The 17940-nt window shown below is 72.7% G+C and carries 17 protein-coding genes and 1 rRNA gene; 8 read left to right on the top strand and 10 right to left on the bottom strand.

Features of this window, described 5'->3' with window-relative positions; genetic code table 11:
• Positions 1 to 88 (top strand): 5S ribosomal RNA (rrf, locus tag ACZ4M8_RS10505); the annotation flags it as partial.
• A 115-nt stretch (positions 89 to 203) separates the two neighbouring features.
• A complete protein-coding gene (locus ACZ4M8_RS10500) occupies positions 204 to 728 on the top strand; it encodes a GNAT family N-acetyltransferase (RefSeq protein ID WP_467605240.1) in 525 nt (174 codons plus the stop codon).
• Positions 729 to 754: 26 nt separating this feature from the next.
• Here the strand turns inward: ACZ4M8_RS10500 and ACZ4M8_RS10495 are convergent, their stop codons facing one another.
• From ACZ4M8_RS10495 to ACZ4M8_RS10465, 7 genes are all read right to left on the bottom strand, one after another.
• The gene (locus ACZ4M8_RS10495; RefSeq protein WP_467605238.1) at positions 755 to 2923 is read right to left on the bottom strand and encodes a type IV secretory system conjugative DNA transfer family protein; all 2169 of its coding nucleotides are present in this window, start codon (positions 2921 to 2923) and stop codon (positions 755 to 757) included.
• A complete protein-coding gene (locus ACZ4M8_RS10490) occupies positions 2920 to 4386 on the bottom strand; it encodes an ATP-binding protein (RefSeq protein ID WP_467605387.1) in 1467 nt (488 codons plus the stop codon). The genes ACZ4M8_RS10495 and ACZ4M8_RS10490 overlap by 4 nt, the downstream gene beginning before the upstream one ends.
• 28 nt (positions 4387 to 4414) lie before the next feature.
• A complete protein-coding gene (locus tag ACZ4M8_RS10485; RefSeq protein ID WP_467605237.1) occupies positions 4415 to 5977 on the bottom strand; it encodes an SCO6880 family protein in 1563 nt (520 codons plus the stop codon).
• On the bottom strand, positions 5974 to 7263 hold the full coding sequence (locus ACZ4M8_RS10480) for a hypothetical protein (protein ID WP_467605235.1): 1290 nt from the start codon (positions 7261 to 7263) through the stop codon (positions 5974 to 5976). Before ACZ4M8_RS10480 ends, ACZ4M8_RS10485 begins: the two co-directional genes overlap by 4 nt.
• Complete coding sequence (locus tag ACZ4M8_RS10475; RefSeq protein WP_467605233.1) at positions 7253 to 8098, bottom strand: hypothetical protein; 846 nt, start codon at positions 8096 to 8098, stop codon at positions 7253 to 7255. The genes ACZ4M8_RS10480 and ACZ4M8_RS10475 overlap by 11 nt, the downstream gene beginning before the upstream one ends.
• A gap of 540 nt (positions 8099 to 8638) precedes the next feature.
• On the bottom strand, positions 8639 to 8947 hold the full coding sequence (locus ACZ4M8_RS10470; RefSeq protein WP_399087402.1) for a hypothetical protein: 309 nt from the start codon (positions 8945 to 8947) through the stop codon (positions 8639 to 8641).
• A gap of 456 nt (positions 8948 to 9403) precedes the next feature.
• Positions 9404 to 9526: a hypothetical protein gene (locus ACZ4M8_RS10465; RefSeq protein WP_399087400.1), complete on the bottom strand. Its 123-nt coding sequence runs from the start codon at positions 9524 to 9526 to the stop codon at positions 9404 to 9406.
• A gap of 286 nt (positions 9527 to 9812) precedes the next feature.
• On the opposite strand from ACZ4M8_RS10465, the gene ACZ4M8_RS10460 reads away from it, so the two are divergent.
• Entirely contained in the window at positions 9813 to 10820 is a 1008-nt protein-coding gene (locus ACZ4M8_RS10460; RefSeq protein ID WP_467605230.1) for a C40 family peptidase, read from the top strand.
• A gap of 223 nt (positions 10821 to 11043) precedes the next feature.
• The gene (locus tag ACZ4M8_RS10455; protein WP_467605228.1) at positions 11044 to 11853 is read left to right on the top strand and encodes a phosphatase PAP2 family protein; all 810 of its coding nucleotides are present in this window, start codon (positions 11044 to 11046) and stop codon (positions 11851 to 11853) included.
• Between the two features lie 61 nt (positions 11854 to 11914).
• On the opposite strand, the gene ACZ4M8_RS10450 is transcribed toward ACZ4M8_RS10455, so the two are convergent.
• Positions 11915 to 13504, bottom strand: coding sequence for an FAD-binding oxidoreductase (locus tag ACZ4M8_RS10450; protein WP_467605225.1), 1590 nt, complete (start codon positions 13502 to 13504; stop codon positions 11915 to 11917).
• 225 nt (positions 13505 to 13729) lie between these two features.
• Positions 13730 to 13960: a hypothetical protein gene (locus ACZ4M8_RS10445; protein WP_467605224.1), complete on the bottom strand. Its 231-nt coding sequence runs from the start codon at positions 13958 to 13960 to the stop codon at positions 13730 to 13732.
• A 200-nt stretch (positions 13961 to 14160) separates the two neighbouring features.
• Between ACZ4M8_RS10445 and ACZ4M8_RS10440 the strand changes: the two genes are divergently transcribed.
• Together ACZ4M8_RS10440 and ACZ4M8_RS10435 are read left to right on the top strand one after the other, a co-directional pair.
• Positions 14161 to 15009 (top strand): SCO4651 family lipoprotein, encoded by an 849-nt coding sequence (locus tag ACZ4M8_RS10440; RefSeq protein WP_467605222.1) that lies wholly within the window; start codon positions 14161 to 14163, stop codon positions 15007 to 15009.
• Between the two features lie 365 nt (positions 15010 to 15374).
• Positions 15375 to 15536: a hypothetical protein gene (locus ACZ4M8_RS10435; protein ID WP_467605220.1), complete on the top strand. Its 162-nt coding sequence runs from the start codon at positions 15375 to 15377 to the stop codon at positions 15534 to 15536.
• Between the two features lie 50 nt (positions 15537 to 15586).
• On the opposite strand, the gene ACZ4M8_RS10430 is transcribed toward ACZ4M8_RS10435, so the two are convergent.
• Entirely contained in the window at positions 15587 to 15988 is a 402-nt protein-coding gene (locus ACZ4M8_RS10430; protein ID WP_467605219.1) for a metal-sensitive transcriptional regulator, read from the bottom strand.
• Between the two features lie 194 nt (positions 15989 to 16182).
• On the opposite strand from ACZ4M8_RS10430, the gene ACZ4M8_RS10425 reads away from it, so the two are divergent.
• The gene (locus tag ACZ4M8_RS10425) at positions 16183 to 16803 is read left to right on the top strand and encodes a DUF47 domain-containing protein (protein ID WP_030286220.1); all 621 of its coding nucleotides are present in this window, start codon (positions 16183 to 16185) and stop codon (positions 16801 to 16803) included.
• A 9-nt stretch (positions 16804 to 16812) separates the two neighbouring features.
• Entirely contained in the window at positions 16813 to 17811 is a 999-nt protein-coding gene (locus ACZ4M8_RS10420; RefSeq protein WP_467605216.1) for an inorganic phosphate transporter, read from the top strand.
• Positions 17812 to 17940 lie beyond the last annotated feature (129 nt).

Genomic DNA, 17940 nt, shown 5'->3' with positions numbered 1-17940 from the left:
CGGTTACATTCCGAACCCGGAAGCTAAGCCTTTCAGCGCCGATGGTACTGCAGAGGGGACTCTGTGGGAGAGTAGGACGCCGCCGAACAATTTTTAGCTCCGGTCTCCGGTAGCCAGTGATGGTTGCCGGGGACCGGAGCATTTTTGCGTTGTGCATATGGATTTCACTGGTCAGCGGGGGCGGGCGCTGCGATGCTGTGGCAATGGCGTACCTGATCAGACCGGTGAAGGCGGACGAATGGAAGCGGCTCAAGGAGCTGCGGCTGGCGGCACTGGCGGATTCCGTGGCGCGAGTGGCGTTCCGGGAGACGTTCGAGGAAGCCGCGGCGCGGCCGGCGGAGTACTGGCAGGAGCGAGCCGCGAGGAGCGCTGAGAGCGGCACCGCGCTGACGCTCATCGGTGAGGGCCCGGACGGCAGCTGGGGCGGAATGGTCGTGGTGCGGCTCGATGCCGGGGCCGAGGTGGCGCAGACGGAGATCGTGGCGGCGTACGTACGGCCCGAGTACCGGGGGACGGGGCTGTCGCGGGAGCTGTTCGAGGCGGCGCTCGGCTGGTCGTGGAGCCTGTCGGAGCCGGTGGTGGCCCGCGTACGGCTGTGGGTGCACGAGGAGAACGCGCCGGCGGAGAGGCTGTACCGGGAGTTGGGGTTCGTCCCTACGGGGCGGACGGCTGCGGACCCGCGGAATGCGGCGGCCGTCGAGCGGGAGATGGCGCTGGCCCGGTTGTAGCGGGTGGCTGCCCCGGAGCATAAGGCTCAGAGGGGCGGTGTGGCGTGGGGCCAGCGGGCGCGGGCCTGTTCCGGGGAGCGCATCGTGGCGAGGGTGAGCAGGCCGCGGGGCGGGTCCGTGCGGAGGAGGTCCGGCAGGGCGGGCAGCGGGGCCAGTGCGGCGATGTCGTCGAGGACGAGGGTGAGCGGCGGGTCGAGGCGTCCGGTGGAGGAGCGGGTGGCCAGCCGGCGACCGTGCTCGACGACGTACGTCAGGAGCGCGGTGAGCAGCGGCATCGCGCCCGGGTCGGGGCGCGGGTCCTCCAGGGCGTCGCCGACGACGTAGAGCGTGCCGCCTTCGGCGAGGAAGGAATCGAGGGCGAGGGCGTCGGCGCGTTGGGCGTTGCAGGCGTCGCGGATGTGGACGGAGCCGAGGGCGGACAGGGCCCGGTCGGCCAGCTTCTTCGCCTGGTCGCGGCGTTCCGGGTGGGCCGTGAGGACGGATTCCAGTTCGCCGGCCTGGCCGGGGGCGGACTTCGGGTCGGTGCGCAGGACGCGGACCGGTTCCTGGGCGCCGCCGGTGGCGTGGGCCCAGCGGTGGAGGTGGCGGAACGGGCGTCCGTCGAGTGCGGCCGCGTGCAGCCAGCAGCGCAGCAGCGTCCGGGCGGCGTCGGCGACGGCCGCGTCCAGTGGGCTGTGCGGCGCCACGGGGGCCAGCAGTGCGGCGGCGCGGGAGGCGGCGGTGGCGAGGTCCTCGCAGCCGGCCGTCGGTGACCAGCGGAGGCGGGACGGGGTGTCGAGGCGGTGCACCGGGTCGTAGACGAGGATCGGGCCGAGTCCGGCGCGGGCGTCCTTGGTGGCCGACCAGAGGGACGGGTCGGTGGTCGCCACGATGACGGGGCCCGGGGCCGCGGTGACGGCGGTGAGTGCCGCGGCGGTGGCGGCGGTGCGGTCGGTGCCGAAGAGGAGGCGCGGCAGGGGCGGTTCGGGGGAGGCGCCGGTGTGGGGCGTGGCGGCCGCTCCGGTGAGGGCGGCGGTTGTCGCACCTGTGGCGGCGAGGGTCGCGGGAAGCACGCCTTCGGGGGAGAGGGCGCTCGCGCCGGGAGCTGCGGGGGGCGTGCCCGGGGCAGGGTCGGGGGATGTGCCTGGCGCGAGGGACGGGCCCGGGTGGGAGGCGGACGTACCGGGGGCCGTGTCCGCAGCGGCTGCGCCTGTCCTACCGAGGGCTGCGCCTTTCCCGAGGCCCGGGTTCGCCCCGGGGTTCGTGCCGGACGTGGCGGCCGTGCCGGAGGGCGCCCCCGTAGGGGAAGCGGTGTCGAGGGGGGAAGCGCCGGTGCCGTTTCCGGTGGCCGTGGCCGTGGCCGTGTCCGTTGCGGGGCCCGTCGTGGCCCCTGGGGAGAGGGCCGCATCCATGCCGACGGGCGTGCTCGGGGCAATGGTTGAGGGGGCGTCAAGGGGCGGGGCGGATTCCGACGGCGTACCGGCGGCAGGGGCCGGTGCGGGGACCGTGGCCGGGGCGGGGCCCGTAGGGGCGTATCCGGACGGTTCCCGGGGGGCTGCGCGGCGGGCGCGGCGGACGGCGCGGTAGCGGGTGAGGGTGCCGAGGATGAAGAGGGTCAGGACCAGCAGGGCCAGCAGTTCGCCGATGAGCAGGCCCCAGAAGAGGCCGTAGCCGGAGAGCTGGGCCTTGGGGGTGGCGGGCCAGGCGCCGGGGAGGTCGTGCGGTTCGGTGACGAGGTGGCGGAGGGCGCCGGGGGTGCCGGAGTAGCTGACGCCGTCCGGCCAGGCGCCGTGGCTGAGAAGCCCGGCGAGGCCGGTCGCCGTCCAGATCAGGACGCTCAGGCCGAGGAGGAAGCCCAGCAGGCCGAGGAGGAGGGAGTCCGGGACGCCGCCGTGCTGCCGGGGACCGCGGGCGGGCCGGGCGCCGCCGTCCCGCGGGTCGTGCGGCCCGGTGGCGTACGGCTCCGGGTGGCCGCCCCGGGAGGCGTACCGGTCGTACGGTCCCGGGTGGCCGACCCGTGGGACGTACCGGTCGCCGTACGGTCCCGGGTGACCGCCTCGCGGGTGGTACCGGTCGTCGTACGCGTCCGGAGGTCCGACGCGGCGGGTGGACGTCCCGGGGCGGCCGGCCCCCTGGTCGTGCCGGGCGCCGGGGGGCGCGTAACCGTTGTCGTACGCCCCCGGGTGGCCGTCCCGGGGGGCCGGGCCGGGGGTCACGCCACCGTCTCGCTCGACTCGCCCTGGAGCTGGCGGGCCAGGGCCAGGGCCTCGGCGCGCTGTTCGGCCTCGGCGTCGGCGGCGGCTTCCAGGGCACGGGCCTCGTCGGTGGGCAGGGCGGAGGCGGCGGAGACCTCGGATGCCTCGGTCATCGCGCGGTCGGTGTAGACCAGCGGGCGTTCCGCCTCGGTGATGAGGTGTTTGACGACCTGGACGTTGCCGTTGACGTCCCAGACGGCGATGCCGGGCGTCAGCGTCGGGATGATCTCGACGGCCCAGCGGGGCAGGCCCAGGACCTGGCCGGTGGCGCGGGCCTCGTCGGCCTTCTGGGCGTAGATGGTGCGGGTCGAGGCCATCTTGAGGATGGCGGCGGCCTCCCGGGCGGCGGCGCCGTCGACGACGTCGCTGAGGTGGTGGACGACGGCGACGAAGGAGAGGCCGAGGCGGCGGCCGAACTTCAGCAGACGCTGGAAGAGCTGCGCGACGAAGGGGGAGTTGATGATGTGCCACGCCTCCTCCACCAGGAAGATGCGCTTCTTGCGGTCCGGGCGGATCCAGGTGTGCTCCAGCCAGACCCCGACGATCGCCATGAGGATCGGCATGGCGATGGAGTTGCGGTCGATGTGCGAGAGGTCGAAGACGATCAGCGGGGCGTCGAGGTCGATACCGGCGGTCGTCGGACCGTCGAACATGCCGCGCAGGTCACCGTCGACGAGGCGGTCGAGGACGAGCGCGACGTCCAGACCCCATGCCCGGACATCGTCTATGTCGACGTTCATCGCCTCGGCGGCCTCGGCCTCCGGGTGGCGCAGCTGCTCGACGATGTCGGTGAGGACGGGCTGGCGCGGGGCGCCGTCGTCGTCGCCCGCACCGCCGAACTCGCCGAGGACGGTTGCGTGGGCGACCTTGAGGGCGAAGCCGGAGCGTTCGTCCAGGCCGTGGCCCATCGCGACCTCGATGATCGTCCGCAGCAGCGCGAGCTGGCCGGTGGTGGTGATCGACGGGTCGAGCGGGTTGAGGCGGATGCCGCCGTTGAGGGCGGCGGTCGGGTCGAGGCGGATGGGGGTGATGCCCAGCTGTTCGGCGATGAGATTCCACTCGCCGACGCCGTCCTCGCCCTGGGCGTCGAGGACGACGACCTGCCGGTCCCGGAAGCGGAGCTGACGTAGTACGTACGTCTTCTCCAGCGCGGACTTGCCGTTGCCGGACTCGCCGAGGACCAGCCAGTGCGGGGCCGGCAGCTGCTGACCGTAGAGCTGGAACGGGTCGTAGATGTAGCCCTTGCCGCTGTAGACCTCGCGTCCGATGATGACGCCGGAGTCACCGAGTCCGGGGGCGGCGGTGGGCAGGTAGACGGCCTGTGCCTGTCCGGTGGAGGTGCGTACGGGCAGCCGCGTCGTCTCCACCTTCCCGAACAGGAAGGTCGTGAAGGCGTCGGTGAGCGCTCCGAGCGGGTCGAGCATGGCCATGACGTACGCGCCTCCCAGCGGCTTAGCGGCGGATTCCGGTCGCGAACGGCAGGGTGTTGACGAACGCCCGGTGGTGCTCGCGGTCGCACCACTCCAGCTTGAGATAGGACTTCCCGGCCGAGGCGCGGATGGTGCGCTTGTCGCGGGCGAGTGCCTCGGGGGAGCGGGAGGAGACCGTCAGATAGCCGACGAGGTTGACGCCGGCGGCTCCGGAGGCGAGGTCCTCACCGCGCTGGTCGACGCGGCCGTGGTGGGCGACGTCGCGGGGGTCGACGACGCGGTTCATCTTCGCGGCGCGGCTGGCCTCGGCGTCGTCGTTGGTCTTCTCCGTCAGCATCCGCTCGATGGCGATCTCGGTGGGCTCCAGGTCCATGCAGACCGCGACGGTACGGATCACGTCCGGGGTGTGGACCAGCAGCGGGGCGAGGAAGTTGACGCCGACCGGGGTCAGCGGCCACTCCTTGATCCAGGCGGTGGCGTGGCACCACGGGGCCCGGGTCGTCGACTCGCGGGTCTTGGCCTGGAGGTACGTCGGCTCGACCGCGTCCAGCTCGGCGGGCCAGGCGTTGCGCTTGCTCATCGCCTGGATGTGGTCGATGGGGTGGTCCGGGTCGTACATGGAGTGCACGAGGGAGGCGAGGCGGGCCTGGCCGAGCGGCTGGCGGACGCGGATGTCGGCCTCGGCGAGGCGGGCGCAGATGTCGGTCAGCTCGCGGGCCATGACGACGGCGAGCCCGGCGTCCCGGTCGACTTTGCCGCGGCCCGTGCCGCCGTACTGAGTGGCCGCGGCGCGGGCCATCGTCATCGCCTCGGCGGCCAGCTCGCGGTCGTAGTGCATACAGGCCACGAGGTAGGCGCGGTGCTGCTCGGAGGAGGTGGAGACCATCGACTGGAGCTGGTCGTACGACTCCTGGAGCCAGGCGGGGGAGGAGGCGTCGCCGCGCTGGGCGACGTCCTTGGCGTGCGCGTCCGGGTCGGCGGGCAGGGTGCGGGCCAGGATCTGCAGGCGGGTGACGAAACCGTCGCCGTTCGCGACGTGCTTGAGGAGCGTGCCGAAGCGGTCGACCAGCGCCTCCTGGTCCTCGCTGTCGCGCAGACCGACGCCGGGGCCCTCGATCTCGATGGCGGCGGTGACGGTGCGGCGGTCGGCGTGCAGGAGGACGGCGACCTCGTCGGGGCCGAAGGGGGCGGCGAGCCAGTTGATACGGCCGACGCCGGGCGGCGGGCCGATCTCGACCTCCCGCCCGTCGAGCCGGGTGCCGGCCTCGGCGGCGGCGGAACGGTAGGCGGTGCCGCGGCGCAGCGTCCGGCGGTAGCTGCGCCGGATCTCGAACCACTTGTAGAACGTACGGCCCTTGTACGGGACGTACACGGCGGCCAGGCCGAGCACCGGGAAGCCGGTCAGCGCGATGATCCGCAGGGCGAGGACCTGGATCACCAGACCGCTCACCATGCCGAGGAAGGCGCAGGCGATGATCAGGGCGATCTCGCCGGTCTCGCGGTTCTTGCCGACGACGGCGTTGGGCCGGGCACGGCCGATCAGATACGTCCTGCGGGGCGCGATCGGTTGGGGATGGGTGGTCACCGCCCTTCACCTCCTGCTGACTTGCCGGAACTGGGGGCACCGGTGCCGGGGTTGGTACGGGGGGCCGGCGGGGCGTTGCGGGTACTGTGCGCGGCCACGCCGCCGGCGACGGTGTTGGCGGGGGACTGGCCGCCCCCGCCCTGGGACTGTCCGCCGCCGTCGGACTTGCGGGTGCTGTGGGTCTTGATGCCCTGCGAGACGAGGGCGGCGGGCGAGGAGACCATGGCGGCCGCCTGGCTGCCGTCGGTGGCCCGGCCCTTGTTCGTCCGGGCGGAGATCATCTCGTCGCCGAAGCCGGGGACGAAGCGGTAGATCATCGCGCTGGCGAAGATCGCGAGGATGATGATGGCGAGGCCGGAGACGACGGCGGAGAAGGCGTTGGGGCCCTCGTCGGAGGAGAGCGCCCCGGCGATCCCGAGGACGATCACGATCACCGGCTTCACCATGATCACCGCGATCATGATCCCGGCCCAGCGGCGGACGTGGCCCCACATGTTCTTGTCGACGAGCCCGGCGTAGACGACGGTGCCCAGCAGCGCGCCGACGTACAGCAGCGCGGCGCGGACCACCAGCTCCAGCCAGAGCACACCGGCGGCGAGTACCGAGACCAGCGAGACGACGATCAGCATGATCGGGCCGCCGCCGATGTCGGTGCCCTTGGTCAGCGCTTCGGAGAACGCGCCGAAGAAGGTGTCGGTCTTCGCGCCGGTGCCCTTCGCGATGATCTCGGTGATGCCGTCGGTCGCGGAGACCACGGTGTACAGGATCAGCGGCGTGAACGCGGAGGCGAGCACGGTCAGCCAGAGGAACCCGACGGCCTCGCTGATCGCCTCCGTCAGCCGCACGCCCCGCACGGCGCGCTTGGCGACGGCGAGGAGCCACAGGACCAGGGTGAGGACGGTCGAGGCGGCGAAGACGACGGCGTACTGCCGCAGGAACGCGGCATTGGTGAAGTCGACCTGCGAGGTCGCCTTCACGGCGTCGGCCAGCTTGTCGACGATCCACGCGGCGGCCTTGGCGCACCCCTTGGCGAGGGAGGTGAGGGGGTCGAGGGGGTTGTTGTCGGTCAGGCCGGGGGTGGGGGCGCCGCCGGGGGCCTTGTCGCCGTCCTGGCAGTAGTCCTTGGCGGGGCCGGAGAGCGCGTCACAGGCGTCGCCGCCCCCGCTCGGCGAGGGGTCGGGCGACGGTGCGGCCATGGCCCTGGTCGCCAGCAGGAAGAGTGTCGCCTGCGCACCGGCCAGCAGGGCGGCCACCGAGGTGGCGCGGCGGCGGGTGTTACCGGGCATAAGTGAACCCTCCGAACTCGTCGACCGCCTTGGTGATCTCCTCCGCGCCGGAGGCCGGGACGTCGCCCGTGACCGGGGCGGGCCCGCTCTTCTGGGTGTCGGCGGCGATCTTCCAGTCGCCGCCGGTCCAGGTCAGATCGAAGGTCCAGGTCTTCCAGTCCGAGCGCACCGGGTCCGTGGAGCCCGTGCCGGCCAGCCCGATCAGGGCCGTGTACCAGACGGACACCTTGGCGGCGCCGTCGCCGAACTTCTCGACCTTGGTCCCCACCGGAATGGTGCGGGAGATGAAGTTCTTGCCCCGGGGGGCGTTGCCCGCGGCGTCGAGCCCGAGCCGCTTCAGGAACGCGGGGGAGTACGCCTTGTCCTGCGACGCCTTGAGCCGGCTCGCCATGCCGGGGGTGTAGACGGCGGCCAGGATCTCGTGGCGGCCGTCCGCGCGGAACATCCGCTCGGACCCCAGCGCCACCGCATAATTCGCCGCCGCCGACTGCGCCCCCTGTTCGGTCTTGGCGAAGCCCTTGGCGATGGTGCCGTTCTTGCCTTCGACCGGGGCGGTGCCGGTGGGTGCGGTGGGGCGGGCGGCGGGGGCGTTGCCGGGGGTGCCGTTCGCGGGGTCGTCGGTGCCGGGGGAGGAGGAGCCGCGGTTGGCGAAGGCGATGGCGGCGATGAGGAGGACCACCACGCCGACCACGGCGATGAGGTTCCGGCTCGACAGACCGGACCGGGACCGGCGCCCCGAACCGTAGGTGTCGCCGTCGCTGTCGGGGAGTCTGGTGCGGGTCTGGCCGGTGGGGTTCGTGTAGTCGCCGCCGTAGCCGTCGTCGCTGGTACTCATCGCGTACGTGCCCCCTCAACCGTCATTGCCGTCTCCGCCGTCCTCGCCGCTGTGGCGTTGCCCTCGTATGACCGTAGCCGCGCGGCCGGCGGCTCGGGTGAAGTGGTACGAGTACATCTCACGGTGACGGTTCCTCAGCTGCTGTGCGGGGGGAGCGAATGGGGGACTTGGGGGCTTTCGTCCCCTTGGCGTGCACCCGTTCCGCCGACTCCCGCGGTGGCCTTCTCTCCCCCGGGCGGACCTGTCCCCACGGGGCGGTCGCCTCAACCGGTCCGCTGGTCGCGGGCGTGCCGGGGCCGGCCCGGAGGCCGGGTGGGCAGGGGCGGGCGGACGTAAGCATGGGGCCTCGGCGCGGGAGGTGGGGCCGTCGGGGGGTGGATGGAGGCACACGGGCGGCGGACGGGGCGCATGCGGTGGCGCCGATGGCGTTCCGGTCCGCCCGGGGTGCGGCGACCGAGGGTCGCGCGGGCGTGCGGGGGCAGGGTGGTGACGGCCCGTCGGCCGCCGGAGGGGCGGCGGCCGGGGGCGTCCCCGGGCGCGCTACACGGCCATGCCGTAGACGATCGTGAAGAGGGTGCCGAGCGAGCCGATGATGAAGACGCCGGTGAGACCGGCGACGATCAGGCCCTTGCCCTGCTCGGCGCTGAAGGTGTCGCGGAGCGCGGTCGCACCGATGCGCTGCTTGGCGGCGCCCCAGATGGCGATGCCCAGACAGAGCAGGATCGCGATGGCCATGACCACCTCGACCATCACGCGCGCTTCGTTGCCCAGGCTGCCGAACGGGCCCCAGTCCGGGGCGATTCCGCCGATGATGGTGGAGATGTCGCCCTTATCGGCCGCAATGAACATTTTGAACTCACCGCCCCTTTATGGGTAGTTGTGGCCCCCGCGTGTGCTGACAGGGGTCAGTCTCCATCTTCGCCGACAAAGACACCACCGGATGTCGACTTGGCGGCATTCTTGCGCGAATCCCGTGGGGGCGGGGTGAGGATCGGCTCGCCCGGCGTCCCGCGTCACCCGTCGACGTCAGAGATGTCACTGTGTGTATCACGTATGATAACCGTGAGCAATGATTGGGTGAAGGGTGGGCCCTGTCCGGATCGGCCCGAAGGCGGGGCCGGGGCCCGGCGAGGGTGCCGGTGCCGGGACGACGGTACGAGATCGGCGGGGCTGGGTCGGTGAGGGAAGTCGGGGCAGGTCCGGGGCGTGCGGCGCTTCCCGGGGTGGGACGTGGGTCAGGGGCGCGGCGGTTCCGTCGTGTGCCGGTGCGGTCCCGCGTCGCCGTGCCGCCCCGGTGTCACGCCGTCACTTCGGCGCGTGGGACATCACGAAGATCATCAGCAGGGCCACGAGATGGATGGCGAAGAGGAAGTACGCCACGCGCCACCAGAGGTGCTTGTTCATCTGCTTCTGGTTGTTGGGGTCCATGTCCGTTTCCTGTCCTCGCGCCTCGCCTCCAGTGTCCGGTATCCGCGCACCGGCCGGACGGTCGCGCGGTGTGCCGTTGCCCACGGCGGGCGCCGGGCGGAGGCGCGGGGCGCGGGGCGGCGCCCGGGGCGGGGCCGGTGTCCGGCGCGCCCGGTAGCCTCTGGCCCGTACGCCGCTCCCCGGTGAGCGCCCCCTGCGCCGAGGTGTGCGCCGCCGTGCGGTGGGAACTTCCAGGGGTGGCGGGGAATCGGCGGCGAAGTGAGCCCGGATGGGGGAGGGTTGGGGCGTGCGGAAACTCTGGATTGCAGGTGGTATCGGGGCGGGGCTGATGCTCTGTCTCGTCGCGCTGCTCGTGATCGGCACGTACACGGCGGCCGCAGGGCTGGTCGGGGCGGCCGGCGGGCGGGCGCTCGGGCTGGCCAAGGGCGCGGTGCCCGCCGAGTACCAGTCGCTGGTGCAGAAGTGGGGGCAGCTCTGCCCGGCGATCAGTCCGTCGCTGCTGGCCGCGCAGCTCTACCAGGAGAGCGGTTGGAACCCGCGGGCCCAGAGCCCCGCCGCCGCGCAGGGCATGGCGCAGTTCATCCCCGGCACCTGGGCCACCCACGGCATCGACGGCAACGGTGACGGCAAGAGGGACGTGTGGGACCCGGCGGACGCCATCGCGTCGGCGGCGTCGTACGACTGTGAGCTGGCGAAGTACGTGAAGGACGCGCCGGGCGACGCCACCCACAACATGCTCGCCGCGTACAACGCGGGCGCCTACCGCGTCATCCAGTACAGCGGTGTTCCGCCCTACGGCGAGACGCAGAACTACGTCAAGACGATCACCACGCTCGCCAAGAGCTTCGAGGCGCCGTCCGCGCCCGTCGCGCCGTCCAAGCAGGCGGCGGCCGCCATCTACTACGCGCAGGAGAAGCTCGGCACGCCGTATCTCTGGGGCGGTACGGGCACCGCCGCGCAGAACGGCCGGTTCGACTGCTCCGGGCTGACGCAGGCCGCGTACCGCTCGGTCGGCATCGATCTGCCGCGGGTGGCCAACGACCAGTGGAACGCCGGTCCGCACCCCAAGCGCGATGAGCTGCTCCCCGGTGACCTGGTCTTCTTCGCCAACGATCTGACGGACCCGCGGTCCATCCACCACGTCGGGATCTACGTCGGCGGCGGGTACATGGTCAACGCCCCGCACACCGGCGCGCTGATCCGGTTCGACAAGATCGACGTGCCGGACTACATCGGCGCCACCCGCGTCACCTCCGATGGCGCGAAAGCGCTGCCGCGTGCGAACGCCGCGTGAACATGAGGCGCCTGCCGCCCGGTACACGTCACGCTGGGACAACGAGCTGGTGATCATCGGGTGGAGAGCGGAACGACCGCGATGACGAGCGCGTTCTCCTGGCGTCGGGCGGACCGGACGCGAGGGCGCGCCCGCCGTGGCGGCACGGCGGAACAGAACGACCACGGGGGCCGGCAGCACACACACGGCGCTCGCGCGCGCGGAAGATAAGGAGTCACAGCAGATGGCTGGACTCGCACTTGAGGGGCCGGACCCGGACGCCGACGTGCTCGGCGCCGTCAACGGCCTCGCGAAGGATGCTCCGCGGTGGGTCAACCACACCATGGAGTATCTCGGCGAATACGGCGTCCTCGCCGTCCTCGCCGTGCTGTGCGTGCTCGCCTGGTGGTCCGTGCGGCGGCGCGCCGGGGCGCCCGCCGCCGTCGCCGGGCTGGTGTGGGCGCCGCTCGCCGCCGGTCTCGCGCTGCTCGCCAACATCCCGATCCGGAGCATCGTCGGCCGCCCCCGCCCGTCCCACGACCACACCACGCTGGCGGTCCTCGTCCCCGGGAAGACCGACTTCTCGTTCGTCAGCGACCACGCGACGCTCGCCATGGCGGTCGGCGTCGGGCTCTTCCTCGTCCGCCGCTCGTACGGTCTGATCGGCATCGGGCTGGCGCTGTTCGAGGGCTTCTGCCGGATCTACCTGGGCCTGCACTACCCGACGGACGTCATCGGCGGGTTCGCGCTGGGTACGGCCGTGGTGCTGCTGCTCGCCCCGCTCGCGCAGGCGCTGCTGGTGCCGCTGATGACCCGGCTGGGCCGGTCCCGTGCGGGCCGGCTGGTCCGGGCGCCCGGGGTCCCCGAGACGGTGGCGGCGCCGGACGCCGAAGCGGCGGTCGAGGCGGCGTACGCGCAGGCGTTCGCGGAGACCTACGGCGAGCGGTACGCACCGGAGGACGGGGACCGGGCGGAGGGCGGCGCGCCCGGCGGGCCGGCGGTGCGCGCCGGGGCGTCCGGCGGTGAGCGGTCGGAGCGCGATCTGGCGGCGTGAGGGACGGGCGGACACCCGCCCCTCACGGGCCGCCGCGGCCCGGTGCCCCGACCCCGTACCCCTACAGCGCCTGCGGGAACGTGCTGAAGAGCCGCTGCGGGTCGTACGTCCGCTTGACCTGGTCGAGGCGGGTGGCGGCGGGGCCGTAGTAGGCGGACTTCCAGTCGGTCAGGGACGGGTCGGTGTAGTTCTGGTAGGCGGCGCCCGAGGAGTGGCGGCGCATCGCGTCGTGGAAGGTGTTCAGCCAGGCGGTACGGCCCGCGGACGAGCCGCCGGCCGGCCAGGACGCCAGGTACTGCGCGAGGAAGCGCGAGGAGCGGTGGACGAAGGCGGTGTCGGTGGCGCCGACGCGGTTGATCGCGCCGCCCAGCGCGGTGAACGCGACATTGCCGGTCACCCCCTTGTGGCCGCCGCTCTCGATCTGGGACAGGGCCGTCTGGATGCCCGACGCGGACAGCGGCCGGTCGTAGAAGTGTGAGCGCGCCGCGTACGTCTCGCGGCCCAGCTGGCCCGGTCCGGTCCGGCCGGGCAGCGCGCCCGGCGCGTGGCACTGCGCCGTCGTCTTGGAGGAGCAGCCCGCGTACGCCTCCATCGCGTCCAGGTGGTCGATGGGGGTGAGCCGCACGGTGGCCGCGGGGCCCGGACCGCCGGGCTGGTCGGCGAGCTGGTCGACGGCGTTCTGGAGGTCGCGGTAGCCGCCCATGGAGAACGCCGCGACGGAGACGGAAGGGGTGCCGCCGGGGCGGGCGTCCAGATGGCAGGCGGACCATATCTCGTCCGCCTGCGAGGGGCCCCACTTCTGCCAGGACCCCAGCACCCGCGCCGCCTTCGCCCACGGCCACGTCATGTACGCCATCACCGAGCGGGGCGCCGGGTGCGTACGGAAGCGGAGTTCGGTGACGACGCCGAAGTTGCCGTTGCCGGCGCCGCGCAGCGCCCAGAAGAGGTCGGAGTGGTGCGAGGCGTCGCACTCGACGGTCTTCCCGTCGGCCGTGACGACCGTTGCGCCGATGAGGGAGTCGCAGGTCAGGCCGTACGCCCGGGAGGTGACGCCGTGTCCGCCGCCGAGGGTGAGACCGGATATCGCGACGGTCGGGCAGGAGCCGCCGGGCAGGGTGACGCCGTGAGCGCCGAGGCCGGTGTAGACGTCGATGAGTCTGGCGCCCGCGCCGATCGCCACCTCGCCGCCCGAGGGCGCGCCGACGGTGTCGAGCTTCGAGACGTCGATGACGAGTTTGCCGTTGCCACTGGAGTAGCCGGCGTAGGAGTGGCCGCCGCTGCGGATGGCGACGGGGGCGCGGTAGCGGCGCGCGAAGGACAGGCAGGTGGCGATGTCCGCGGGGTGGGCGACGTAGGCGACCGCTGAGGGCTTCAAGGAGTCGAAGCGGGTGTTGTAGAGGCGGCCCGCGGTGGCGTAGGAGGCGTCCGAGGGGCGGATGAGGGTGCCGTCGAGGTCCTTGCCGAGGGCGCTCCAATTGGCCTTGGTGGCGGCCGGTTTCGCGTCGGAGCCGGTGGCGGTGGCGGTGAGCGTGCCGCCGTCCGGGACGGAGGGGGAGCCGGGGGCCGCGCCGTCCGGGCTGCAGCCGGTGGCCCAGACGACCGAGGTGGCCGCGATACCGCCACCGGTTTGCAGGAGTGTGCGGCGCTTCATCGGAAAATATCCCCTCGTTGTGGTCCGGCGTCCCCGTACGGCCACGGGTCCGGCCGGTGGCCGAGGGGCGCGGCACCGGGGCGCCGGGCGTCGCCGTGGGGCGTGCCCGGTGGCGGCGCGCGGGGGCCCGGAGACCGGTCCGGGCGGCGCGACGGCCGTGCCCGGTGCCGTCGTTCTCTCCCTACCCAGATGCGGCAGGGCAGTTGGCGGTTCCCGGACGGGGGATCATTCCGGCCGCGCGGCGGCCAGATGGCGTTCGGCGTCCGTACGGGCCTGGGAGCGGGCGCGGCGGGCGGCGCCGCGCCAGCCGCAGGAGCAGCGGGCGGAGATGAAGGAGCCGCGTTCGGAGGTGGCGGTGCGGTGCTCGGTGCCGTCGGCGGGGGCGGTGTCGGGGGCGGGTGCCGGGCCGGGGGCGGAGGGGCCCGGGGCGTGGGGGTGCGGGGCACGATCGGTCACCCCGCCACGCTACGCGCCCCGGGTGGCATGGCGTGACGGGCCCCGGAAACGGTCGTTGAACGGGGCGGTCGGTGGGAAACCGGCCATCCGGAACGGGCCGCCCGGCGCGGACCGCCGGTGAGCGGAGCGCCCGATCGGCGGTCTCCGGTACCGGCCGTCCCGGGCCCGCCCAGGAATACGGCCGAAGGGGCTCGTACGCGATGGTGGCGCAGGTCAGGCGGGAGACGGGCGCGGTCGTCGCGGCGCTGGTGTGTGCGGCGGGGCTGCTGACGGCGGGGTGTTCGGCCGGCGGCGCGTCCACGGACGGACTGCCGGGCGCGGACTCCCCGGAGGCCGGGCGGGCGGTGCGGACCACCGCGGACGCGCTGCTGCGGGCGGGCGGGGCGCGGGTCACCTCGACGATGGAGACGGTCAGCGGCGGCACCCGGGTCGCGATCCGGGGCAGCGGCGACTACGACTTCCGGCGCGGCAGGGGCCGGCTGCGGCTGACGCTCCCGGACGCGGCGGGGGACAGGCGCGGGCCGCGCCCGCCGGTCACCGAGATCCTGGTGCCGGGCGCGCTGTACATGAAGAACCGCGGGGCCGGGGTGCCCGCGGACAAATGGGTGCGGATCGATGCGACGGGCCTCGCGGACGGCAATCTCGTCACCGGCGGGGCCACCGATCCGCTGGCCGCGGCCGAACTGCTGCGGGGCGCGCGGGAGGTGACGTACCGGGGCCGGGCGCGGCTCGACGGCGTCGCGGTGCGGCACTACAGCGGGACGGCGGACATCGCGACGGCCGCGGGCGCGGCGTCGGCCCGAACCCGCCCGGTGCTGACGGCGGCGGAAAAAGGGTTCACCACCCGGCGGGTCCCGTTCGACGCGTATCTGGACGACGCCGGACGGCTCCGCCAGGTCAGCCAGCACTACCGCTTCGCCAACGGCTCGCCCCGCGGCGCGGCGGTGACCTCGACGACCCGGCTCACCGACTTCGGCCGCAAACCGGAGGTGGCCCTGCCGCCGAAGGAGGCCATCTACTCGGGGCGGGTCGCGGCCGCGGGGGAGTGAGGCGGGGCGGGGCCGTACGTCCCGGGGCGGTCGGGACGGTGCGGTGCGGCGGACGGAGGGGATGCCCGTCCCGGGCGGGGCGGGTGTCAGCAGGGACCTGCCGGGCCGGACAAGGCCCTCGGACCGGGCGGGGTCCGGCCGGGCCGGACGAGCAGACCTGGGGTCCGGAGCAGGTCTCCGGCCCGGAAAGCCGGGTTCCGGGCGTCGGTTTTCGGCCGTCTGCGGGGCGGTTGGAGGGTGGGGGCCGTAACCCGGGCGGGGTGGCGGAAATGGTCCTTCCGTGCCATGGGCGCGGCCGGATGGCGTCCCTACGCTGGGCGGGGTGACGCCCCGGAGGGGGAGGCGCGCGAAGGAAGGTGTCGTCCGTGACCGTGACCTGCGATGCGACGGTTCAGGACCGCGTGGCCCTCGTGGAGATCGAGCTGATCGGCGAGCTGATGATCGCCGCGGCCGCCGCGAGCGAGGAGCGGCTGAGCGCGGACCGTATCGATGAACTGCTGGACGTCGGCGGGCAGCGGAGCGCGTAGCTGCGGAGCCGCCCGGCGGGTCCGGCGCGGGCCGGTGGCCGCCGCGCCGGTCAGGTGCGCAGCATCCGCTCGATCGCCTTGGTGGCTTCCTGGACCTTGGCGTCGATGGCCTCGGGGCCGTGCACCGCGGCGTCGGCGACGCAGTGGCGCAGGTGTTCCTCCAGGAGCTGGAGCCCGAAGGACTGCAGGCCCTTCGTGCTCGCCGAGACCTGCGTGAGTATGTCGATGCAGTAGACGTCCTCCTCCAGCATCCGCTGGAGGCCGCGGATCTGGCCCTCGATGCGGCGCAGCCGCTTGAGGTGGGCGTCCTTCTGGTGGGCGTAGCCGTGGATGCCGCGGTCGTGGTCGGTGACGGCGTTCGGGTCGCCCTGGGGGGCGGTTTTCGGCTCGGGGGCGGGGGTGGCCGGGGCGGCTGTGGTGGTGCCGTCCGTGCCGGCGTCCGTGGTCGTCATGGCCGTCTCCCGTGGTATCCCGTCGATCCATATACCCCTGGTGGGTATATGGTACCGAATTTTCCGGGTACCGGCGGTACCCCGTGCAGAGCATGCTGCCCGATGGGCGACACTGAAGGAATGCTGGTAAGCAGTGGCTGGATGATGCGCCTAGCATCAACTCGACCGAAACCGATGCACCCCGAGGATTTCACGTGCGCTTTCGTCTGACCCCCAGGGAGACGAGCTTCTACGACATGTTCGCCGCGTCCGCGGACAACATCGTCACCGGCTCGAAGCTCCTGATGGAAATGCTCGGGGCGGACACCTCCGCGCGGGCCGAGATCGCCGAGCGGATGCGGGCGGCGGAGCACGCAGGGGACGACGCGACCCACGCGATCTTCCACCAGCTCAACTCCTCGTTCATCACGCCCTTCGACCGCGAGGACATCTACAACCTCGCCTCGTCACTCGACGACATCATGGACTTCATGGAGGAGGCCGTCGATCTCGTCGTCCTCTACAAGGTGGAGGAGCTGCCGAAGGGCGTCGAGCAGCAGATCGAGGTGCTGGCGCGGGCGGCGGAGCTGACCGCCGAGGCGATGCCGAACCTCCGGACGATGTCGAACCTCACCGAGTACTGGATCGAGGTCAACCGGCTGGAGAACCAGGCCGACCAGATCCACCGCAAGCTGCTCGCGCACCTCTTCAACGGCAAGTACGACGCCATCGAGGTGCTGAAGCTCAAGCAGATCGTGGACATCCTCGAAGAGGCGGCCGACGCCTTCGAGCACGTGGCCAACACCGTCGAGACCATCGCGGTCAAGGAGTCCTGAGCCCCGGCCATGGACACCTTCGCGCTCGTCGTGACCATCGCGGTCGCGCTCGGTTTCACGTATACCAACGGCTTCCACGACTCGGCGAACGCCATCGCCACCTCGGTGTCGACCCGGGCGCTGACGCCCCGGGCGGCGCTGGCGATGGCCGCCGTGATGAACCTCGCCGGTGCCTTTCTGGGCAGCGGGGTCGCCAAGACGGTCAGTGAGGGGCTGATCTCCACGCCCGAGGGCAGCAAGGGGATGGGCATCCTGTTCGCCGCGCTGATCGGCGCGGTGGTCTGGAACCTCGTCACCTGGTACTTCGGTCTGCCCTCGTCCTCCTCCCACGCGCTCTTCGGCGGCATGGTCGGCGCGGCGCTCGCGGGGGGCACCCAGGTGATCTGGGGCGGGGTGATCGAGAAGGTCGTGCTGCCGATGTTCATCTCGCCGGTGATCGGGCTGGTGCTCGGTTACCTGGTGATGGTCGTCATCCTGTGGCTGTTCCGCGGGGCCAATCCGCACCGTGCCAAGCGCGGTTTCCGTATAGCGCAGACGGTGTCGGCGGCGGGCATGGCGCTCGGCCACGGTCTCCAGGACGCGCAGAAGACCATGGGCATCGTGGTGATGGCGCTGGTCATCGCCGATGTGCAGAACGCCGACGACGCCATTCCGGTGTGGGTGAAGCTGGTCTGCGCGATCACCCTGTCGCTCGGTACGTACGCGGGTGGCTGGCGGATCATGCGGACGCTGGGGCGGCGGATCATCGAGCTGGACCCGCCGCAGGGCTTCGCCGCGGAGACCACGGCGGCGTCGGTGATGTACACCGCGTCGTTCATGTTCCACGCGCCGATCTCCACCACGCACGTCATCACCTCCGCGATCATGGGTGTGGGCTCGACCAAGGGTTCGCGCGCGGTCCGCTGGGGGGTGGCCAAGAACATCGTGATGGGCTGGTTCATCACGATGCCGGCGGCGGCGATCGTCGCCGCGCTCGCCTACTGGGTGGTCCAGCTGGCCTTCGGCTGATCCGGCCCCGTACGGCGTTCCCGTACGGGACGGAAGGAAAGGGCCCGCCCCTCGGTTGTGGAGGGGCGGGCCCTTCGTCGTGCGGTGGCACCGCCATGCAGCACCGCAGGACGCGGGTGGGGCCGCCGG

The sequence above is a fragment of the Streptomyces sp. NPDC027185 genome, assembly GCF_055567035.1.
This window is presented reverse-complemented; position numbering and strand designations above follow the sequence as displayed.

Excerpts from the sequence above, each read along its gene's own strand:
- ACZ4M8_RS10500 (WP_467605240.1), top strand. The coding sequence starts at position 204 with ATGGCGTACCTGATCAGACCGGTGAAGGCGGACGAATGGAAGCGGCTC.
- ACZ4M8_RS10490 (WP_467605387.1), bottom strand. The coding sequence starts at position 4,386 with ATGCTCGACCCGCTCGGAGCGCTCACCGACGCCTTCACGACCTTCCTG.
- ACZ4M8_RS10480 (WP_467605235.1), bottom strand. The coding sequence starts at position 7,263 with ATGCCCGGTAACACCCGCCGCCGCGCCACCTCGGTGGCCGCCCTGCTG.
- ACZ4M8_RS10475 (WP_467605233.1), bottom strand. The coding sequence starts at position 8,098 with ATGAGTACCAGCGACGACGGCTACGGCGGCGACTACACGAACCCCACC.
- ACZ4M8_RS10470 (WP_399087402.1), bottom strand. The coding sequence starts at position 8,947 with ATGTTCATTGCGGCCGATAAGGGCGACATCTCCACCATCATCGGCGGA.
- ACZ4M8_RS10465 (WP_399087400.1), bottom strand. The coding sequence starts at position 9,526 with ATGGACCCCAACAACCAGAAGCAGATGAACAAGCACCTCTGGTGGCGC.
- ACZ4M8_RS10455 (WP_467605228.1), top strand. The coding sequence starts at position 11,044 with ATGGCTGGACTCGCACTTGAGGGGCCGGACCCGGACGCCGACGTGCTC.
- ACZ4M8_RS10450 (WP_467605225.1), bottom strand. The coding sequence starts at position 13,504 with ATGAAGCGCCGCACACTCCTGCAAACCGGTGGCGGTATCGCGGCCACC.
- ACZ4M8_RS10440 (WP_467605222.1), top strand. The coding sequence starts at position 14,161 with ATGGTGGCGCAGGTCAGGCGGGAGACGGGCGCGGTCGTCGCGGCGCTG.
- ACZ4M8_RS10430 (WP_467605219.1), bottom strand. The coding sequence starts at position 15,988 with ATGACGACCACGGACGCCGGCACGGACGGCACCACCACAGCCGCCCCG.
- ACZ4M8_RS10420 (WP_467605216.1), top strand. The coding sequence starts at position 16,813 with ATGGACACCTTCGCGCTCGTCGTGACCATCGCGGTCGCGCTCGGTTTC.